This window comes from Antarcticimicrobium luteum (assembly GCF_004358185.1).
GTDB lineage: Bacteria > Pseudomonadota > Alphaproteobacteria > Rhodobacterales > Rhodobacteraceae > Antarcticimicrobium > Antarcticimicrobium luteum.
In genome coordinates, this window is the sequence record NZ_SMUV01000058.1 from 78,921 (window position 1) to 95,824 (window position 16,904).

General features: G+C 65.2%; 17 protein-coding genes. 6 read left to right on the forward strand and 11 right to left on the reverse strand.

Annotation, left to right across the window (positions count from 1 at the left end):
* Position 1: 1 nt before the first annotated feature.
* Positions 2–469 (forward strand): hypothetical protein, encoded by a 468-nt coding sequence (locus E1832_RS07360; protein WP_133359089.1) that lies wholly within the window; start codon positions 2–4, stop codon positions 467–469.
* Positions 470–484: 15 nt separating this feature from the next.
* Here E1832_RS07360 and E1832_RS07365 read toward each other — a convergent pair whose 3' ends face one another.
* The 5 genes from E1832_RS07365 to E1832_RS07385 form a co-directional block, all read right to left on the reverse strand.
* Positions 485–1,144, reverse strand: a complete 660-nt coding sequence (locus E1832_RS07365) for a flagellar hook assembly protein FlgD (protein WP_133359090.1) — start codon at positions 1,142–1,144, stop codon at positions 485–487.
* A gap of 12 nt (positions 1,145–1,156) precedes the next feature.
* Positions 1,157–2,716 (reverse strand): flagellar hook-length control protein FliK, encoded by a 1,560-nt coding sequence (locus E1832_RS07370; RefSeq protein ID WP_133359091.1) that lies wholly within the window; start codon positions 2,714–2,716, stop codon positions 1,157–1,159.
* A 4-nt stretch (positions 2,717–2,720) separates the two neighbouring features.
* Entirely contained in the window at positions 2,721–3,410 is a 690-nt protein-coding gene (locus tag E1832_RS07375; RefSeq protein ID WP_133359092.1) for a sigma-70 family RNA polymerase sigma factor, read from the reverse strand.
* A 162-nt stretch (positions 3,411–3,572) separates the two neighbouring features.
* Positions 3,573–4,103 carry a hypothetical protein gene (locus E1832_RS07380; protein WP_165978825.1) on the reverse strand — a complete coding sequence of 177 codons (531 nt, stop codon included), beginning with the start codon at positions 4,101–4,103 and terminating at the stop codon, positions 3,573–3,575.
* Between the two features lie 341 nt (positions 4,104–4,444).
* Positions 4,445–5,170: a winged helix-turn-helix domain-containing protein gene (locus E1832_RS07385; protein WP_133359094.1), complete on the reverse strand. Its 726-nt coding sequence runs from the start codon at positions 5,168–5,170 to the stop codon at positions 4,445–4,447.
* Between the two features lie 324 nt (positions 5,171–5,494).
* Here E1832_RS07385 and E1832_RS07390 point away from each other — a divergent pair, with 324 nt between their 5' ends.
* From E1832_RS07390 to E1832_RS07400, 3 genes are all read left to right on the forward strand, one after another.
* Positions 5,495–5,830 carry a hypothetical protein gene (locus E1832_RS07390; protein ID WP_133359095.1) on the forward strand — a complete coding sequence of 112 codons (336 nt, stop codon included), beginning with the start codon at positions 5,495–5,497 and terminating at the stop codon, positions 5,828–5,830.
* A gap of 101 nt (positions 5,831–5,931) precedes the next feature.
* Positions 5,932–6,435: a MucR family transcriptional regulator gene (locus tag E1832_RS07395; protein ID WP_133359096.1), complete on the forward strand. Its 504-nt coding sequence runs from the start codon at positions 5,932–5,934 to the stop codon at positions 6,433–6,435.
* Positions 6,436–6,613: 178 nt separating this feature from the next.
* The gene (locus E1832_RS07400; protein ID WP_133359097.1) at positions 6,614–7,834 is read left to right on the forward strand and encodes a flagellar motor protein MotB; all 1,221 of its coding nucleotides are present in this window, start codon (positions 6,614–6,616) and stop codon (positions 7,832–7,834) included.
* Between the two features lie 53 nt (positions 7,835–7,887).
* Here E1832_RS07400 and E1832_RS07405 read toward each other — a convergent pair whose 3' ends face one another.
* Entirely contained in the window at positions 7,888–9,174 is a 1,287-nt protein-coding gene (locus E1832_RS07405) for a hypothetical protein (protein ID WP_133359098.1), read from the reverse strand.
* Positions 9,175–9,350: 176 nt separating this feature from the next.
* Between E1832_RS07405 and motA the strand changes: the two genes are divergently transcribed.
* Both motA and E1832_RS07415 read left to right on the forward strand, forming a co-directional pair.
* Positions 9,351–10,220: a flagellar motor stator protein MotA gene (gene motA / locus E1832_RS07410; RefSeq protein ID WP_133359099.1), complete on the forward strand. Its 870-nt coding sequence runs from the start codon at positions 9,351–9,353 to the stop codon at positions 10,218–10,220.
* 4 nt (positions 10,221–10,224) lie between these two features.
* Positions 10,225–10,656, forward strand: coding sequence for a hypothetical protein (locus E1832_RS07415; protein ID WP_133359100.1), 432 nt, complete (start codon positions 10,225–10,227; stop codon positions 10,654–10,656).
* A 13-nt stretch (positions 10,657–10,669) separates the two neighbouring features.
* Here the strand turns inward: E1832_RS07415 and E1832_RS07420 are convergent, their stop codons facing one another.
* From E1832_RS07420 to E1832_RS07440, 5 genes are all read right to left on the reverse strand, one after another.
* Positions 10,670–11,050 (reverse strand): response regulator, encoded by a 381-nt coding sequence (locus E1832_RS07420; RefSeq protein ID WP_133359101.1) that lies wholly within the window; start codon positions 11,048–11,050, stop codon positions 10,670–10,672.
* 51 nt (positions 11,051–11,101) lie between these two features.
* Positions 11,102–14,344 (reverse strand): PhnD/SsuA/transferrin family substrate-binding protein, encoded by a 3,243-nt coding sequence (locus tag E1832_RS07425; protein WP_165978826.1) that lies wholly within the window; start codon positions 14,342–14,344, stop codon positions 11,102–11,104.
* Between the two features lie 73 nt (positions 14,345–14,417).
* A complete protein-coding gene (locus E1832_RS07430; RefSeq protein WP_165978827.1) occupies positions 14,418–14,762 on the reverse strand; it encodes an Hpt domain-containing protein in 345 nt (114 codons plus the stop codon).
* Positions 14,763–15,046: 284 nt separating this feature from the next.
* Complete coding sequence (locus E1832_RS07435) at positions 15,047–16,015, reverse strand: response regulator (RefSeq protein WP_133359104.1); 969 nt, start codon at positions 16,013–16,015, stop codon at positions 15,047–15,049.
* 264 nt (positions 16,016–16,279) lie between these two features.
* Positions 16,280–16,627 (reverse strand): hypothetical protein, encoded by a 348-nt coding sequence (locus E1832_RS07440; protein ID WP_165978828.1) that lies wholly within the window; start codon positions 16,625–16,627, stop codon positions 16,280–16,282.
* Between the last annotated feature and the right edge of the window lie 277 nt (positions 16,628–16,904).

Here is a 16,904-nt window from a genome sequence, read left to right on the forward strand (position 1 = left end):
TGTGAAAAAGCTGCTCCTCGCCCTCCTGCTTATGCTTCTGATGGGAGGGGTGGGGTTTGCCATGGGGCGGTATCTGCTCGAGTCAGGGGGGCCGGCACTGGCTGACGACGCCGTCGCCGGGGTGGAACGAGAAACCCTTTACAAAATGCCGCTGGGAAAATTCACCTTCCAGGTGCTGCAACCGACCCGCATTCTGCACATCCTGATCGACATGGACGTGTTCCTGGACGATGTCACCGTCTTTGAACAAGTGAACGGGACGGTCGGCCGCGCCCGGCTGCGCGATGCCACCATCTCCGCGGCGTCGGATATGGCCGAGAGCATGCTCTGGGTCGGCAAGGGCGAGGAGCAGGCACTCGACACCGCCGCGATGGCGGGGCGTCTGGTGCTGAAGCTGCACAGCGGTTTTCCCGCCGTGCGCTCGGCGCAGATCAATCAGTTCATGGCCTCGAGCAAGCCGCGCGACTAGCGGTGCGGGATGCCGCTATCGCACTGCCAGAATGGAGGCGGCCGGAACGTTCTCGTCACCGGGCAGCCCGTAATAGAGTGTTCCCTCGGCGAACAGCACCTCTTTTACCGAGGTCTTGCGATAGGTATAGGCGGCGACCGGATCGCCGGCACCGTCCACAGCGGTGATGCGCACGGAATAGCTGCCGCTCAACACATCGGCGCCCAGATCGTCCTTGCCGTCCCATTGGAGCGGAAGCAACTCGCCCGGGGTGGTCGCCAGACCGTTCAGTTCGCGCACCACCCGGTCCAGCGGATCGACGATCTGCGCCGAAACCTCGGCCGCCTCGCCGGTCAGCATATAGTACCCGTCGTTCATGCCGTTATCCAGCAGGACCTGATCGGAGCTGACGGTCACATCGCGGCCGATCATGCCGGCGCCGGCGACCGAGGTCAGCGCGCCGAACTGGGCCGACAAGGTTTCCAGATTTGTGTTCGACTTGACCGCCTGTTCAACTTGGCTGAGCTGGGCGAGCTGCGACACGAACTGGGTACTGTCCATCGGCGCCAGCGGATCCTGGTACTGGATCTGCGCGGTCAGAAGCGTAAGAAACCGGGTATAATCCTCGCCCAGTTGCGACAGGGAACTGTTGGAAGAGCCCGTCGTCTGCGTGCTGCCCGTTGCGGTCACGTCCATATCAGTCTCTCCTCAGGTCACGATGTCCAACCGGCCGTTGCCGATCTCTGCGGTCTGCGCCCGGGCGGGGCCGGCCCCGGGCTCTGCGTCGTCTGCAAGCACGGCGGCAGCCGGCGCGGCACGCTTGCCCTGCGGCTCTTGCCCGCCGCCGTCTGAGTAGGATTGCAGATCCAGCGATCCGCTGTCCAGACCGCCCAGCGCCAGTGCCAGCATATCCCGTTCCGCGCGCAGCGTGTTCAGAACCGCCGGGTTCTCGGCCCGCACCACGACCTTCAGGGTGCCGTCCTGCGCGGTGCTGATATCCACCTCGATACTGCCCAGTCCCCGCGGGCTCAACTCGATCCGGGTGTGGCCCTCGCTGACCTCGGCGGAGCGGACCTGCGCCGCCAGCGCCGCTGCGAAACGGGGCGGCTCGGCACCGGTATCCGGCGCCTTGGCCTGGGCGCCACCCGCCGGGGCGTGCCCGGGGTGGCCGGCGCGGGCCAGGGTGCGGGCGATATCCTCGGTGGTGATCAGAGCGTCGGTCGCGCCGGCGCGGCGCGCGCCCACCCCGGGCGGCGGGCCTGGAAACAGGGCCGCGACGTTCGGGGCCTCGGCCGCGCCAGCTGGCTGCGCCATTGCCTCGGCGGCCGATACGACCCGTGCCATTAGCGCCCGCTCACCCGGGCCTGCGACATTGCCAGACCGCCCGATGTGCAGTGGCAGGGTCGTGAACGGGGCATCGGGCGCGTCGGCCTCGGCCACCACCGGAGCCTGGGCTGCGGCGCCTATCTCCGATGTCCGGACCGCGGGGCCGGCGGGGCCGGACGCCACCGAAACCACCGCGGCGATGCGCGCCATGGCCGGAGTCCTGACCGCCGCGGCAGATACCACCGTCGGCGCAGTCACGGTCGCAACGGCAGATGCCGTTGTGGATGCCGGAACGGCGGCGGCACCGCCAGAGGTGGCGGCGGGGATGGTGGAGGCAGCGGCCACAACCGGTGTCGCCACAGGCGCTTCACCGTTCGAAACGGCCGTAGTCGGGGCCGGTGCCCTTGCCCACAGGCCAGCCCCGTTCTGGGCAGGCGTCGCCGATGCAGCCGAGATGCCCTGCACCGCCCCGCCCACGGATGCGATCACCGTTTGCAGGGCCCGGACCGCCGCCGCCGCATCGGCCGGGGTCGCCGCCGCATCCCCGGCGCCCGAAGAAACGACAATGTCCCCGTCAATGCCACCGTCCGGAAGTCCGGCCTTCAACTGTTGCAGGAGACCCAGCCCGGTTTCCTTCTCGAATATGGCCAGCGCACTGGCCAGATCGGTGGCGAGCCCGGCCACAGCCTCCAGCGTTTCACCGGGCGCATCGCCCTGCGCTCCCAAGTAGGCGGCCTTTTTGGTCAGTCCGGTGAGGATATTGTACAGTGTCTTCAACGCTGCGCCGCCGGGGGCTGCCGCCGCTTCGGAGCGGCTCGCACCGGTGCCGGTGTCATTCTGGGAGAACAGCGCCTCGAACCCCGCCAATTCCCCGCCGCGCGCGGTCTGGCCGCCCGGCCGAACCGCGGTGAGAACCGACAAAAGGCTGACTGCATCGCTCATCCGGTCACCCCAGTTGCGCCGCGGTCACACCCCGTGACAGCAGCCCATATTTCAGCCGTGACATCGCGCGGCGTTCGATCAGGCGAAGTTTTTCGCGGCTGACGCCCAAGCGCACGGCCAGATCCTCGATCGTATCGGGCACCTGGCGCAGATTGCGCGACAGCACGATCTCGCGCTCCACATCGCCCAGCTCGCCCATCGCCTCGGCGATCAGCCGACGCAGACGGGCATTGGCCGTACGCGCGATCATCCGCTCTTCCGGTGTCGGATCGGGCGATTGCATGGCCTCCAGCGCATCGCCGGAGCCGTCCAGCGGCGTCGCCTGTTTCGCCTTGCCCGCCGCGCGCTGGGCCCGCGCCGGCAGGTCCACGACATTGTTCAGGCGGGCCAGGGCGCGCGTAGCGCTGTGCAGGATCCACCAGTGGGCATAGGTCGAAAACCGGACCTCGCGCGCCAGATCGAACCGGTTCGCCGCACGGATCAGACCGACCATTCCCTCGGCGATCAGGTCTTCGCGGTCAGCCGCATCGAAGCACAGGCGCGCGGCGCAGGCATAGACCTGGCGCGCATGCGAAAGGATCAGCGCCTCCAGCGCCGTCCGGTCGCGTTCCGCCTGCCAGCGTCCGATCAAGATGCGCTCCTGCTCCATATCAAGCAGCGGCGCGCCCCGCGCCGTTGCATAAGAAATCGCCATGTCCTGCCTCACGAAATCTGCCGCTTCGTTGGCAGCAGCAGACCACAGCAAGAACAAGCTGCAAAGACTTATGTGTTTAACGAGGAATTAATCGCCCCGATGTTACCCGGTTCCGACGCGGTGGCGCGCCGAGTTCTCTGCGCCATCCGCCGTCGCCTCTGCCTACCGCAGCCGGGCCCCGTCCGCATGGGCGGCGCGGTCCACCTCGGGCAGGATCCGGGCCATGTCGCGGCTCAGCGCCCGCCGGGCGGAGCGCGGGATGTCGCCGCCGGCGGACCAGACCGCGCCATGCGCGGCGCCAGCCACATCGCAGGCGCCGGCGCAGGTGGCAATCTCGCTCAGGATGCGGCCAAGCTCCCGGCCCAGGACGTTGCCGGAGTAAGAGTCGGCATCGGCGAAACAGGCCGGTTCGATCAGCACGACCGCGTCGTGTGGCACGTCCAGCCCCAGCTCTTCGGTCAGAATATCGCCCAGCGGCGCGCCGGGCAGCAGTTCGTCCGCCTCCATCATGGCATAGGGCTGCCCCCCCTCGGTGTGGGTGACAAGTGTCACCATCGGCGCCGTCAGCAGCGCCCCGAGCAAGCGGGCCAGGGGCGACATCTCGTCAGGGGCGCGGACCTCGATCTCGTCGCCCCAAATCTGCTCCAACAACGCAGCGCCTTGCATCGACACACCCCCATATATCGCCGTCATTCTCGTTAAATTGACCATATTTAGTTTCCCCTCAAAGGAGAATGGTCTCTTTGTAAACCCGGTGGTAACCTTTCCCATCGCCAGTGAACGCTCGACTCCCAGCGTCATCCGCCGGTCTTTTGCACCGGGCTTCCGGCCATCGCGTAACGGCCCCGGCGGCAACAATTTTTCCATATATGCCACGGATGACACCCAGAACCGCAACAGCTAGATGTGTCACCTATGGATTGACGGGGGAGATATGCACAGGGGCATATTTACATTTCCGCGCTTGACGAAGGCGGGATAGCCGCACCCCCCGGTCGAATCCCCGGCGCCCGCACGGCGAGTCGGCCCGCCGGTCAATGCCCCTGGGCGAAAGCCGCCGCGCCCAGGGTCAGCACATAGCCCGAGGATCGCACCGTTCGCACCGACACACGCGCCCCGAAGGCGGCGTTCAGCTTTTTGCGGATCTTGCCGACATGCACGTCGAACTTGCGGTCGCCATAGGACCAGGGGCGCCGGTCGATCACGCGGCTCAACTCGTCGCGGGTGACGATTTCACCGCTGCTACTGAGCAGGACATTGACCACCTGCGCCTCGGCCTCGGTCAGACCGGCGCGGCGGACGATGTCGGCCTCGGCATCCCAATCGGCCCCCAGATCGGCCTCACAGTCGGCCAGACCGCAGATCCGGCTGCCCAGCCGGGCTCGCAGGCGCAGCGCGAACTCCTTGAGCGGAACCGGGGCGTGGACCACGTCATCCGCGCCGGCCAGAAACGCCCGCACCCCCGCCTCGGGCTGATCGCCCCAGTCGAGCGCAAAGATGAGGGGGGCCATGTCCAGGGCCGCGGCCGCCCGGATCAGCGCCAGCGCCTCGACCGGGGTTCCGCTCCGGCCCGCGATCAGAACCTGCGGACGCAGCCCCTGCTCCAGCAGCGAGCGCGCCTCGCCCGGATCGCCGGTCGCGCGCGCCCGGCGGCGCAGGATCACCGAAAACAGATGGTCCAGCGCCATGCGCATCGCCGCGTCTGCCTCGGCGATCAATACAAAAGGCCTGTCGCGATCGCTGTCCTGCGGGTTTGACACGGTTGCCTCTCCTGCCCCTTTTGCCGGCCGATTTTCGGGTATCGTCCTGTCGCCGCGCCAGGCACCTCGCAGCCCGGCGCGCCCCGGCGGCGAGAGTGTAGCCGCAGCCCGCAACCCGAGGCCAGCGGCAATTGCGCCGAACCGCCGGCAAAGGAGAGCAAAGGATCAGCAAGAATAATTTGGGGCGAATTCAGGAGTTTTAACCGGAGCGTAACCAATTCTTTGCGTGGTCCAAGAAGTTTTGACCAAAATTTAACCCGGCAAGCCATATACCATAGAAGAGGCGACACAACACATCGTTCCGTACAGGCAACCGGAGACGTCATGGCAGAGACAAGAAACAGCAGCGTCAGCCGGCACGCCGCGATCGCGGCGGCAGACCGGGTCAAACTGCTCCTCTCGGTGGTCGAGGGGGATGCTTTCCTGTCCGAGGTTCTGCAAAGCGCCGACCGAACGCTGGTCGACATGGGCCAGTCCCGGACAGAAGACGCCCCCGAGGCAATGGCCAAAACACTGACAGCGGCGCCGCGGGAGCGCCGCGTTTCCGATGACATTCGCGCCCCCCTGCTCGGACCGGCCTATCACAGCGCCAAGAAGCGGGCGCTGCGCCTGCGCGATACGGCGCCGGTCGTCCCGGGCCGGCCGCAGGGGCGGGCCTGATGCGGATCGGGCGCACCGAGGGCGATCTCCATGACCGCATGGATCCCGCCCATCCGGCGCGCAGCAGATTATGACTGACTGAAGAAGCGAAATCAGAACCCATGGACGCGAACGAAACTGGTGCCGCATATACTCGGTCCGCCCCTGCCCCCACGGTCGCGGACGCGGTGGCCCGTGTCGTTGCCGCCTATGCCGGCCGGCCCGATGTATCCGCCGATGAAATCGTCGCGCTCGCGCTGCGCCTGACCGGCGTGTTCGGCGCGCTGGCCCCGGCGACTGCCGCGCCCGGGACCGTCCCGGCAGCGCCGCCGCAGGCCGCGCCGGCAGCGGTGGATGCACCGGCCCCCGCCCTGCCGATAGAAAAGGCCGTGACGGCCGACAAGGTCTATTGCCTGTGCTGCGGCCGCGGTTTCACCATGCTCAAACGGCACCTGAAGGCCGAGCACGGCCTGACCGAAGAGGAATATCGCGCGCTGTTCCATCTGCCCGAGGACATGCCGCTGGTCGCGCCGAACTATTCCGAGCGCAAGGCCGCCTATGCCAAGCGCGTCGGCCTGGGCAAGTACCAGCGCGATCCCGGCGAGGACGACAGCCCGGCGCGGTGATCGGCGCCGATCCCCGGGGCAACTCTGCCACATTTCCCGGGGCGCCGCCCCAAACATGTCCGAATTGCGCCCATCTGAGCGCACCTTCCCAACCGATACCTTGTGAAGCTTCGGCCCGCATCCTCTGCGCGGTCGTCACGATCCGCCGGCAGACCCGGCCCTCACAAGGCAGACGAACATGGCAGCGACCACCAAGACCAACATCATCCGCAAGGTGGAAATCATCGAGGGCGGCGGCCATCACGGCGGCGCGTGGAAAGTGGCCTATGCGGACTTCATGACGGCGATGATGGCGTTCTTCCTGCTGCTGTGGATCCTGTCCTCGGCCGACGAACAGAAGCTGCGCGGCATCGCCGAATATTTCACCAACGCGACCATGCCCAAGGGCAGCGGGCTGCTCGACGGGGCCACCTTCGGCCCGCCGGGCACGCTGAACGCCTCGCGCGGGTCGGTGGTGGCGCGCGGCGTCGATTTCGGCGAGATCGACGATCCCAGCCCGGCGAAATGGGAGGTGATGGATGTCACCGAGACCGCCGATCCGCAGGAAACCCGCAAGGGCACCTATGAGGGCAGGCATGACCACCCTGCCGGCGGTGCCCCCGCCGAGGCCGAGCCGCGCCAGGAAGGCACCTCGGTCACCGGCGGGGCGGGCCAGACCCCCGATTCGGTCGCGCCCCTGAATGCGGTCGCGGACGCCGCCGGCGCCCGGGCCGCCGCCCAGGCACAGGAAATGCGCGCCGCCGACGGCGCCCAGTTCGACACGCTCCAGACCGAGCTGCGCCAGGCGATGCAGGAGAATCCCGATCTGCGCCCGCTGGAAAAGAACGTGATCTTCGAACGCACCCCCGACGGGATGCGCATTCAGGTTGTCGACCAGCAGGGCCAGCCGATGTTCGCCACCGGCAGCGCCGAGATGCACCGTGCGACGATGGAGCTGATGGAGAAGCTGGGCGAATCCCTGGCCGCGCTGCCCAATTCACTGGTGATCTCGGGCCATACCGACGCGGTGCCCTTTACCAACCGCAAGGCCTATGACAACTGGGATCTGTCCTCGGACCGGGCCAATGCGATGCGCCGCGTGCTGCTGGGTTCCGGTGTCGATCCGTCGCGCATCACCCGCGTCTCGGGCATGGCCGATACCGAGCTTCTGGTGCCCGAAGACCCGCGCGATGCCTCGAACCGACGCATCACCGTACTGCTGGAATACCGCAAGCCGGTCGCGGACCTCCCCGCCCAGGCCGCCCCGGGTGATGCCGGATCCTCGGCCGAGGAGACGACGGCGACCGCCCCGGCCCCCCGCAAGGCCGATGCGGCCGGCACGGTCGGCGGCAGCGCACCCGAGCGCGTTACCCAGCTGGACGATGCGGTATTTGAGAACCTGCGCAGCGCGCTGCGCTGAGCCTGGAAACCGGCCCCGCCCCTTGTGGCGGGGTCATGCCGTCTGACTGGCTGCTACCCGGCGCGCGCCGCCTGCCAGACGCTGCGGAAACGGTCCCAGTCGATCTGCGCATCGCCGCCGAGCGGCCCCTGCGCCCCCTGCCCTCCGAGCTGGAATCCAACCTGGAGTCCAAGCTGGATCAGGACCAGAGCGGCGGCGATCCCCGTCAGGGCCAACAGGCGCCGCCGTATCCTGTATTTTCCCTGCCGAGGCGCTGGCGTGACAGGCTCGGCGGCCTCGTCCCCGCCAATCCGGGGGGCCGCATCCGGCGTGACCTGAGCCTCTGAGCTGTTCAAGGCGGGCGGATCGGCGCGATTTGAGGCCGGCGCGGTCAGCTGCGGCGCCACATGCAGGTACAGAAACGCGCCATTGCCCGTCATCTCGGCCGAACCAACGCACTCGGTGAATATCGTCCGCAGGCTGGGGGGCAGGCTTTTCGCCCGAATCCAGATCCGCCCGGGCAGGGTCGCAGAGATGTCCCAGGGCGGCTCCAGCCGGATCGCCACGACGCTGTGGTCATCGCGCAGATAGATCAGATCGGGATCGCCGATACGGATGTCGGCGCCCCCCTCACCGATCCGGGCCACCATGATCCAGCCGTTCTGTTCCGGGCATATCTCGCAGAGCACGGGACGTTCTTCGCTCAACGCCAATTCCCGGGCCGAGCGGAACCGCGCCCCGGGCTGGGCCTGTTCGACCCGCTGCATGAAGCCGGGCAACAGGGCCTTGCGGACCCGCCCGGCGCGCGCGGGTCCGGTTGCGGCATGTTCCGGCGCGGGCTGAGGCGCCCGGCGCGACACGAAATCGGCCCCGGAGGGCATGTCGCCGGGCGCGGTCCGGTCGACGCCCCGCTCGGGGGCGGGCTCTGGCCGGGTGCCGGCCACCTCGATGCCCAGGAACACGGCGGGGTTCAGCCCCTCTTCCAGCGCATAGGCATAGTTCACGGAGTAATCGGACGCCTCTTCGACGATCTCGGGCGCCTCCGAGACCAGCGCCATCAAACGCCGCTCGTCGGAATAAAGCAGCGTCCGGGTGGGAAACCCGGGGGCGGCCGGAAAGAAGCAAAGCTCATCGGCATTCAAACCCAGGTGCTGTTGCAGGCGGCGCGGGAATGGCCCGACCTCCTCTTGCCGGAACACGACCAGCTGACAGTCGCCGTTGTCCATCAGGCAGACCGCCAGGCACATCTCGGCCGGCCAGTCCCGAAAGGTCTGGCGCACCTCGACCGGCCCCATCAGGACGGCCATCACCTTTTCCTTGCCAGCCATGCGCTGCATCCCTTCCGGACCCGCCTTGAACATGTATAAACCTGTACCATTCACACGTTACTTGTCAATTATCCTTGCTTTTCGTTGGAGTTTTTTCGGACTAATAAAGAGTTTTTCATTTTGTTCTTGCCAAAATCGCGTATAGACTGCTGGATCAAGAGGAATTCGACCGACAATGGCCATAGCGGCCCCATGGACTGTGCCCCGTCATGACCATCATTCTCGGCTTTATCATCGTCATCGCCCTGGTGTTCGGCGGCTACGTCCTGTCCGGCGGCGAGATGGGGGTCATCCTGCACGCGATGCCCTTCGAGGGGATGATGATCGGCGGCGCGGCGCTGGGGTCGTTCATCGCGGCCAATTCCTTTGGCCAGATCATCGACACCTCGAAATCGGTTCTGAAGGCATTCAAGGGGCCGAAGTGGAAGCAGCAGGATTACATCGACCTTCTGAACCTGATGTATACCCTGACCAAGATGTACCAGAAGGACGGCATCCTGGCGCTGGACGACCATATCGAAAGCCCGCAGGACAGCACGATCTTTTCCCAGTTCCCCAAGCTGCAAAAGGATCACTTTGCCATCGATCTGATCACCGACAGCTTTCGCATGCTGGCGCTGCAGTTCGACGATCCGTTTCAGACCGAGGACGTGATCAACAAGAAGCTTAAAAAACACCACCATGAGTCCCTGGCCGCGTCGCACGGGCTGACCACCGTGGCCGACGCGCTGCCGGCGATCGGCATCGTCGCCGCCGTTCTGGGCGTGATCAAGACCATGGGCTCGATCGACAAGCCGCCGGCGGTGCTGGGCGAGATGATCGGCGGCGCGCTGGTGGGGACATTCCTTGGGGTTTTTCTGGCCTATCTGTTTGTCGCGCCGGTCTCCAGCCGGCTGGCGGACATCGAGGAACAGGACGGCGCCTTTTACACGGTGATCCGCGACATTTTCATCGCCATTCTTCACGACCATTCGCCGACGATCTGCATCGAGATCGGCCGTGGCAACATCCCGACCAAACTGCAGCCGAACTTCTACGAGATGGAAGAGGCGCGGCAGGACATGGCCGAGGCGGCCTGATGCCATGCCGGCCCGGCGCAGGATTTCGGCGCTCAGGCTGATCCAGCGGATCAAGCAGCACGAAATCGACGGCTATGCCGCGCGCATGACGGCGATCCGGGCCGAGCAGGCCAACCTTCACGAAGAGATCAAGGCGCTCCAGGCCCGCGTCGAAAGCGAGGGGCACATCACCTCGCCCGAGGCGGCCCCCTATCTGGCGGGTTTCCTGCGCGCGGTGGAGGCCCGGCGCGCCCTTCTGACCGGCCAGCTTGCCGCGCTGGATGAAAAAGCGGCCGGGATCGAGGCGCAGCTCATGGGCAGCTACCGCGAGGCCAAGACGAATGACGCCGCGCTCGACCAATCCCTTGAGCAATTGCAGAAGCACGAGGATCGGCGCGAAGCGGCGGAAACCGAGGAAATCGCCCGCAACGTCTATCTCCGAAACCGCCCGAGCTGAACGGCCTCCGGTCTCAGCCGGCCGGACCAGCCGCCCACAGGGTGCGGATTTCGGTGGCCAGGGTGGTCGGGTCGAAGGGCTTGGTGATGACCCCCAGATCATGCTCGCCCAACATGGCGTCGCGTTCGGACTCCATCACCTTGGCGGTCATGTAGATCGCCGGGATGCGTTCGAAGCCCGGCAGGGCCCGGATAGCGGCAAGCGCCTCGGGTCCGGTCATGCCCGGCATCTGCACATCGGTCAGGATCAGGTCGGGCATCGTCTCGGCAACGAGGGGCAGCGCCGCCGATCCGCAATCCGCCTGACTCACCTCAAAGCCGCCGATTATCTCCAGCGCCATAAGGGCGATTTCCCGGATATCAGCCTCATCCTCGATATGGAGGATCTTTGTCAATTCGGCCAAAACGCGCTTCCTTTCAAAATCAGCTGTTCACGGCACTTGCCGTCACGACCGCACGGCCCGGCGGCGCGCCTTGCCCCGACCGGCCGTCGTAGGCCGCGCAAACTTGGATACCACCCCGCGGCCGGGTTCGGCCAGTGCGTTCCGGGCCGCGACCAGAACGATCGGCAGATCCTCGGGCAGCCCGCCGCCGGTCACCGGCATCACCAGCGTCACCGCCACGTCGCTGCCGCGCTCGCCCGTCATGATCAAGTCGAATCTCTCCTGCTCTGCCCGGGCCAATGCCTGGCCGACATCCTGGGCATGCACGATCTCGACGCCGCCCATCCCGCCCGGGATGCCGGCCTCGCCATCCACCACCAGCATACGCAGCGCACCACGCTCGCCGGCCGGTTCGGTCACCTGTTGCAACCAGCCGGACAACAGCGCGATCATCTCTTCGGGCGGGCTGGCCGGTTCGTCCTCTTCCACCGGCGCGGCGGTAACGTCGAGAACCGAAACGGCACGGTTGTCCAGGACCTCCCGGTCGCACAAACCGGTCAGCAGCGCCCGCCCCGGTTCGTCCAGCAGGGCCGGCGCGGCGGATTGTCCCAGAACGCCGACGCCCTTGACCACCTGGCTGGCCACCACGTGGCCGCCGTCGATTTCAACCTGAGCCCCGTTCCGGCGCAGCAGCGCCTGCAACGCGGCCAGCGCCACGCCTGCGGCCGGGCGGGCCCGGGCGGCGATCCCCGGGATCTGAGAGAACCCGTTTTCTGCCGGGTCCAAAGCGTTCGCCGGCGCGATCAGGCCCAGAACATCGTCCCGCAGCCGCGGCAGTTCGACAAAGAACTCGGTCCCTTCGCCCTCTTCGCTGACGAAGGAAATCGCGCCCTGGTGCTCCTCCACGATCAGCTTGGCGATCGACAGCCCCAGTCCGGTACCCCCCTTGGAGCGGGTATCGGAGCTGTCGACCTGGGTGAATTTGTCGAAAATGGTCGGCTGCGCCGCCTTCGGAATGCCGGAGCCGAAGTCGCGCACCGTCAGCTGCAGGGCATCGCCGTTCGGGCGCAGCCAGATCACGATCTCGCCCCCCTTGGGCGAGTATTTGGCCGCATTCGACAACAGGTTGTCCATCACCTGCATCAGGCGGTTGCGGTCCCCCAGGGTGAACAGCTCATCGTCCTGGGCATCGACTTCACAGCGCAGGGTCACGCCGAACTTGTCGGCATAGAAGCTGTTGGCCTCGGCCGCGGCATCGACCAGCGCGGCCATGTCCAGCGGCTCCATCTTGAAATCCATCTTGCCGGCCTCGATCTTTTCCAGATCGAGGATGTCGTTGATCAGCACCACCAGCCGGTCGCAATTGGTGCTGGCCATCGAAATCATCTTGTGAACCGGATCGGGCATGTCGCCGATCGAGCCCGACAGCGCCAGCCCCAGCGCCCCCTTCATCGACGTCAGTGGCGTACGCAGCTCATGGCTGACGGTCGAAACGAATTCGTTCTTGGCCTTCTCGGCCTGTTTGCGCTCGGTTATGTCGCGGTAGATCGCGATCAGGCGCGGCTCTTCCTGATCCGGTTCGACGTATTCCAGGCTGATTTCATAGGGAACGCCGGATTTCGAGGTCACTTCCCAGGTGATGCGCCGTTGCGGCCCTTCGATCAGCGCATCGCGACGCAACTCGAGTGTTTCCAGATCCTCGCCGGTGATGAAATTCCCGACCTTCTTGCCCTTCCACTCGCCGCCCATTCGGTCGCGGACCAGTTGCTGTTCCGCCGCCTTGTTGCAGTAGAGCATTTCCAGTGTGCCGGGCCGCAGCACCACCACCTGATCGGTGATCATGTCCAGCGAACTCTTGAACCGCTCCTCTGAAATTCCCTTGCGGGTTCGGGTCACGTCGGTGGCCACCACCGCGACCTCGCTCAGCTGGTTATCGGCGCCGGTCACCGGAATGCAGCTGCATTGCACCCAGGCGGCACTGCCGTCCTCCCGCAGGATCTTCATCGGCCCGTTCCAGGGCGCGCCCACCTGCATCGAGGTCATGATCTCCTGCAACAGCACATCGGTGTCGCTGTCATCCAGGAACCGGGCCAGGGGTTGTTGCAGTATGTCCGGCCGCATACGGTCGGCCATACGGCAGAACCGGTCGTTGACGTGAGAGATCCGGCCGTCCTGCGTCAGCATGCAGAACACCGTGTGCTCTTCGATGGCGCTGCGGTAGAACAGCTTCGAACGCACCTCGGACTGGAGCACGTTGCGCCGCTCTTCGGCGAGCTGGATGTTGCGCCGCAGCTGGTAGGCCAGAAACGCCAGCGACAGCAGAATCAGGACGATCCCGCCCAGGATCGGTATCCGGTAGGCGCGGAAAATCCGGTTCGCCGCCTGCAGCAGGTAATTCTCGTAAGGGCGGGCGCGCAGCGAGATCAGCAGATCGTGAACCGGCTGGTAGTTCTGCGGTGCCTGCCACAGCGCGCCGCCCGCAGCGCGCGATTGCGCACTGTCCACCGTCACCGACAAGAGCGTGTTGATGACTGCCGCGAGCACCGGCTCGGGCACATCAGGCAGCGCCGACAGCACCCAGTCGGGATACAGCGGCGTCGACACCCAATAGGGGTAATCCTGCTCTGCCACCGCCGCGATCGGGGCAAAGTCCGACAGCGCGATCACACCCTTTTTCGCCAGATCCTCAAGCAGGCCGGCCCGCACCACCCCCGCATCAACCAGCCCGGACTGCACCGCATAGACGATCTCGCGCTGGTTGCCGCCCGAGAACACCAGCTGCGACAGGTCTTCGCGCGGGTCCAGCCGGTGTTTGCGGAATTCCTGCGCGGCCAGCCACCAGCCGCTGAAATCGCCCGGCTCCACCGCCATCACCTTGCGCCCCTTCAACTGGGGGATGTCGCGGATGGTGCTATCGGCCCGGGTGAAGATCAGCGCGCCGGTCTTGTCATAGGTCCGCCCCTCCCACATGTAGGCGGCGGACAGCAGCGCACGGGCCCCGTTTTCCACCTCGGCCGCGACGAACGAGGCCGGGTCGGTCAGCGCAAAGGCGATCTGCCTGTCTTCGATTGCCTGTGTCAGCGAGGCGACCGTGTGCGGCGCGACGCTGAACCTGTAAGGCAGCCCCTGCTCCTGCACCGCCCGGTTCAGCAGATCCGCCGTCGGCGCCCAGGCCTCCAGGGTCCGTGTTGCGCCTTCGACCGCCAGAACGCCGATCCGCAAGGTGGCGCGCTCTGCCTCGGGTATCTCAGGCTCGCTCTGTGCCTGCAGGCCGGATGGGTCGGACAGGCATGACGCCCAGATCAAAGCGATGAAAAAAAGCTGCGGGGGCCGAAGCGCAAGTGCCCGGCCCACAGTCGACCCGAAAAGCCCGGCCGCTTTACGCAGCATCCAAATGTTGCTCCATTTCATCGAGAAGGAGGTTCAGCAGGCTCCGCACCTCATCAATATCCCGTTCCCGAAGAGTCGGTCCAAGTCCGTCGATCAGGTATTCGACCTGCGCCGCGTTCTGACCTATCTTGGAAAATCCGACACTGGCACAGATCCCATGCAACTTGTGCGCACTGGCCCGTATCTCAGCGCAGGCGTCCTGCCAGCTGCCCGGGTCGCGCAGGTCGCCGAGCAATTCGTAGAATGCATCGATGCGATCCGAAAGCGACTGAACAAACCGTTCGCGTATCCGCGCGAGGCCTGCGTTAAGTTGCGCCGCCTTATCGGCGTCCAACCCCTGTACCATTTGACCTTACCAACCCGCTCTGCCTATTTTTGTTTGATACGCGCTCTTTCGGCGCTGATTGTTTCCTCGGTTGACACAATGCCTGTGAAAACCGGCAGCAATGTGTCCTTACCCCAAGTCGATTTAAGCTGAGTTTAAAAATTCACAGATATGTCAACAATCAGGGGTCATCTGATGCGGATTAGCAACGCCGCGGAACCAGTCAGGCACGACCAATCCCCAGGGGCACCCCTGTGCCCCAGGGCATAATATATCCGGAAACCCGCCGCGTCCTATGCGGCGTGAATGTCCAAACGCCCGATGCCGCTGTTCATGGGGCTGAGTTGCCGTTGCTTTGGCACCATGTTCAGATTGTCTACCGCCCTGCCCAGGAACCGCAGATCATCGCGCCGCTCCAGGATCTTGGGTGCCGAGAGCGCCCCCACCTGGGCGGAGAAGCTGGTCGGAACCTCTTCGCAATAGACCAGATCGGAATCGTTCAGCATCGTGAACAGCTGATCCTGAATGGTTTGCGCCTCGGGCAGCATCCGCCGGGGTCCAACGCACAGGAACACGCCGCCGCCGATATAGGACACAAAGGCCTGCGAGCCGACCAGCGTGTCGGAAATCACCTCGGCCACATCCGTGACCACATAGGCGAATTCTTCCGCCGAGGATCCGGCATGCACCTTTTCCAGCTCGGGAACGCGGATGGCGAAGGCCCCGATTGAAAGCTGTTTTTGATCCTTCATGATCATGACATAGTTCTGGAGCACACCGCTCGAGACGTAGCCCTTGATCTCTTCGATGGCGATCGGATCGGCATAGGCGGGCTTGTTTTTCCCTACGCGCTGGCTCTGTCCAGCCACCGTGGCCCGACGCGTCTCCGATTGCAGTTTGTCGGCCAGGCGAATCCGCGTGATCAGTTCCGTGGTATCAAACGGTTTGGTCACATAGTCGGTCGCCCCGGCAAGAAATGCCCGGTCGATGTAATCTTTCTGGTTCATCGCGGTGATCATGACCACCGGCGACTCGCGATAGTCCGGCATATCCCGGACCCGCTGGGTCAGTTCGATGCCGTCCATACCCGGCATCTGAATGTCGAACATGAACGTGTCGAAGGGTTTGCCTGCGGACGCGATCTTGCGCAAAGCGTCCTCGCCACTTTCCGCCAGGGTCACGTCCGTATAGCCATGCGCCTCGAGCGTTGCCAGGAGCAGTTCCCGGATCAGTTCGTCGTCGTCGACGGCAAGGATTCTCATGTCGTTCTCCAGTGGTTCCGTCGGAATTCTACCGACGGGCACATCGCCTTGAAGCGCTTCTGCGCTTTTGTTTTTCGAACCCGGTGATCTTCATTTTCGGTGCCACCGTGGCCCTCTCTCGTTTCTAGGTTGATTAAGTCCTACGAATGTGGCGCAAATTTGACCTAGTTAAGGTTGAGTAACGACACCCCTCGCCTGTGCCCGGGCGGTCGGCGGAAAATGCGGCTATGCACGAATCCTCAGGAAAATTGGGGTTTTACCCGTTCAATCGCGAAACGGATCGCCCTCATCGGGATCGGTTTCGCGCCAGACATAGCGGCCTTGCGCGGCCTCGTCTTTGGCGCAACGAAACGCTTTTCTGGGGCGATCCGTCACAACCTCCCGGCGAATCGGCGTGTCTATGGTGATCAACGCGCCTGCGGAATAGGCCAATCCGGCGTAGTAGCAGAACCGAAGTTCGGCATGCGGCGGCAGCGGGCTCGCGGCCGGCGCGGGGGCCAACGGCTCGGCCCGTGCGCCTTGGGACAGGAGCATCACCAGCACCATGGCGAGCGCCACCGGACGCGGGCATGCGCCTGTTCCCGCTCCGCTCCTCTCGTGCCGATAGACCATCTTCCTCTCCCCTGTGCCGGGCTGGAACGACGGTAAGCGGAGCGCGCGGAAATCCCAAGGCCAAAACCGTGCTGCTGCCCGCAGCCGGGCCGGCTGCGATGCACAGGATGGCCGCGATCCAGCCATTGGCAGTTGGTATGGCGCGCGGTTCGGGTGCGCGGCCGCGAACGATGTGCAGGAGGTTACGGCTGACCTGCTCCCCTGAAAAGTCCGCGGTTTGAAGTTAGCCTGTTCTCCAAACGAGGAGACAGACAATGCGAAAAAGCCGATTCAGCGA

Excerpts from the sequence above, each read along its gene's own strand:
- E1832_RS07390 (WP_133359095.1), top strand. The coding sequence starts at position 5,495 with ATGGCAGAGACAAGAAACAGCAGCGTCAGCCGGCACGCCGCGATCGCG.
- E1832_RS07400 (WP_133359097.1), top strand. The coding sequence starts at position 6,614 with ATGGCAGCGACCACCAAGACCAACATCATCCGCAAGGTGGAAATCATC.
- E1832_RS07415 (WP_133359100.1), top strand. The coding sequence starts at position 10,225 with ATGCCGGCCCGGCGCAGGATTTCGGCGCTCAGGCTGATCCAGCGGATC.
- E1832_RS07405 (WP_133359098.1), bottom strand. The coding sequence starts at position 9,174 with ATGTTCAAGGCGGGTCCGGAAGGGATGCAGCGCATGGCTGGCAAGGAA.
- E1832_RS07370 (WP_133359091.1), bottom strand. The coding sequence starts at position 2,716 with ATGAGCGATGCAGTCAGCCTTTTGTCGGTTCTCACCGCGGTTCGGCCG.
- E1832_RS07395 (WP_133359096.1), top strand. The coding sequence starts at position 5,932 with ATGGACGCGAACGAAACTGGTGCCGCATATACTCGGTCCGCCCCTGCC.
- E1832_RS07435 (WP_133359104.1), bottom strand. The coding sequence starts at position 16,015 with ATGAGAATCCTTGCCGTCGACGACGACGAACTGATCCGGGAACTGCTC.
- E1832_RS07375 (WP_133359092.1), bottom strand. The coding sequence starts at position 3,410 with ATGGCGATTTCTTATGCAACGGCGCGGGGCGCGCCGCTGCTTGATATG.
- motA (WP_133359099.1), top strand. The coding sequence starts at position 9,351 with ATGACCATCATTCTCGGCTTTATCATCGTCATCGCCCTGGTGTTCGGC.
- E1832_RS07440 (WP_165978828.1), bottom strand. The coding sequence starts at position 16,627 with ATGGTCTATCGGCACGAGAGGAGCGGAGCGGGAACAGGCGCATGCCCG.
- E1832_RS07365 (WP_133359090.1), bottom strand. The coding sequence starts at position 1,144 with ATGGACGTGACCGCAACGGGCAGCACGCAGACGACGGGCTCTTCCAAC.
- E1832_RS07380 (WP_165978825.1), bottom strand. The coding sequence starts at position 4,103 with ATGACGGCGATATATGGGGGTGTGTCGATGCAAGGCGCTGCGTTGTTG.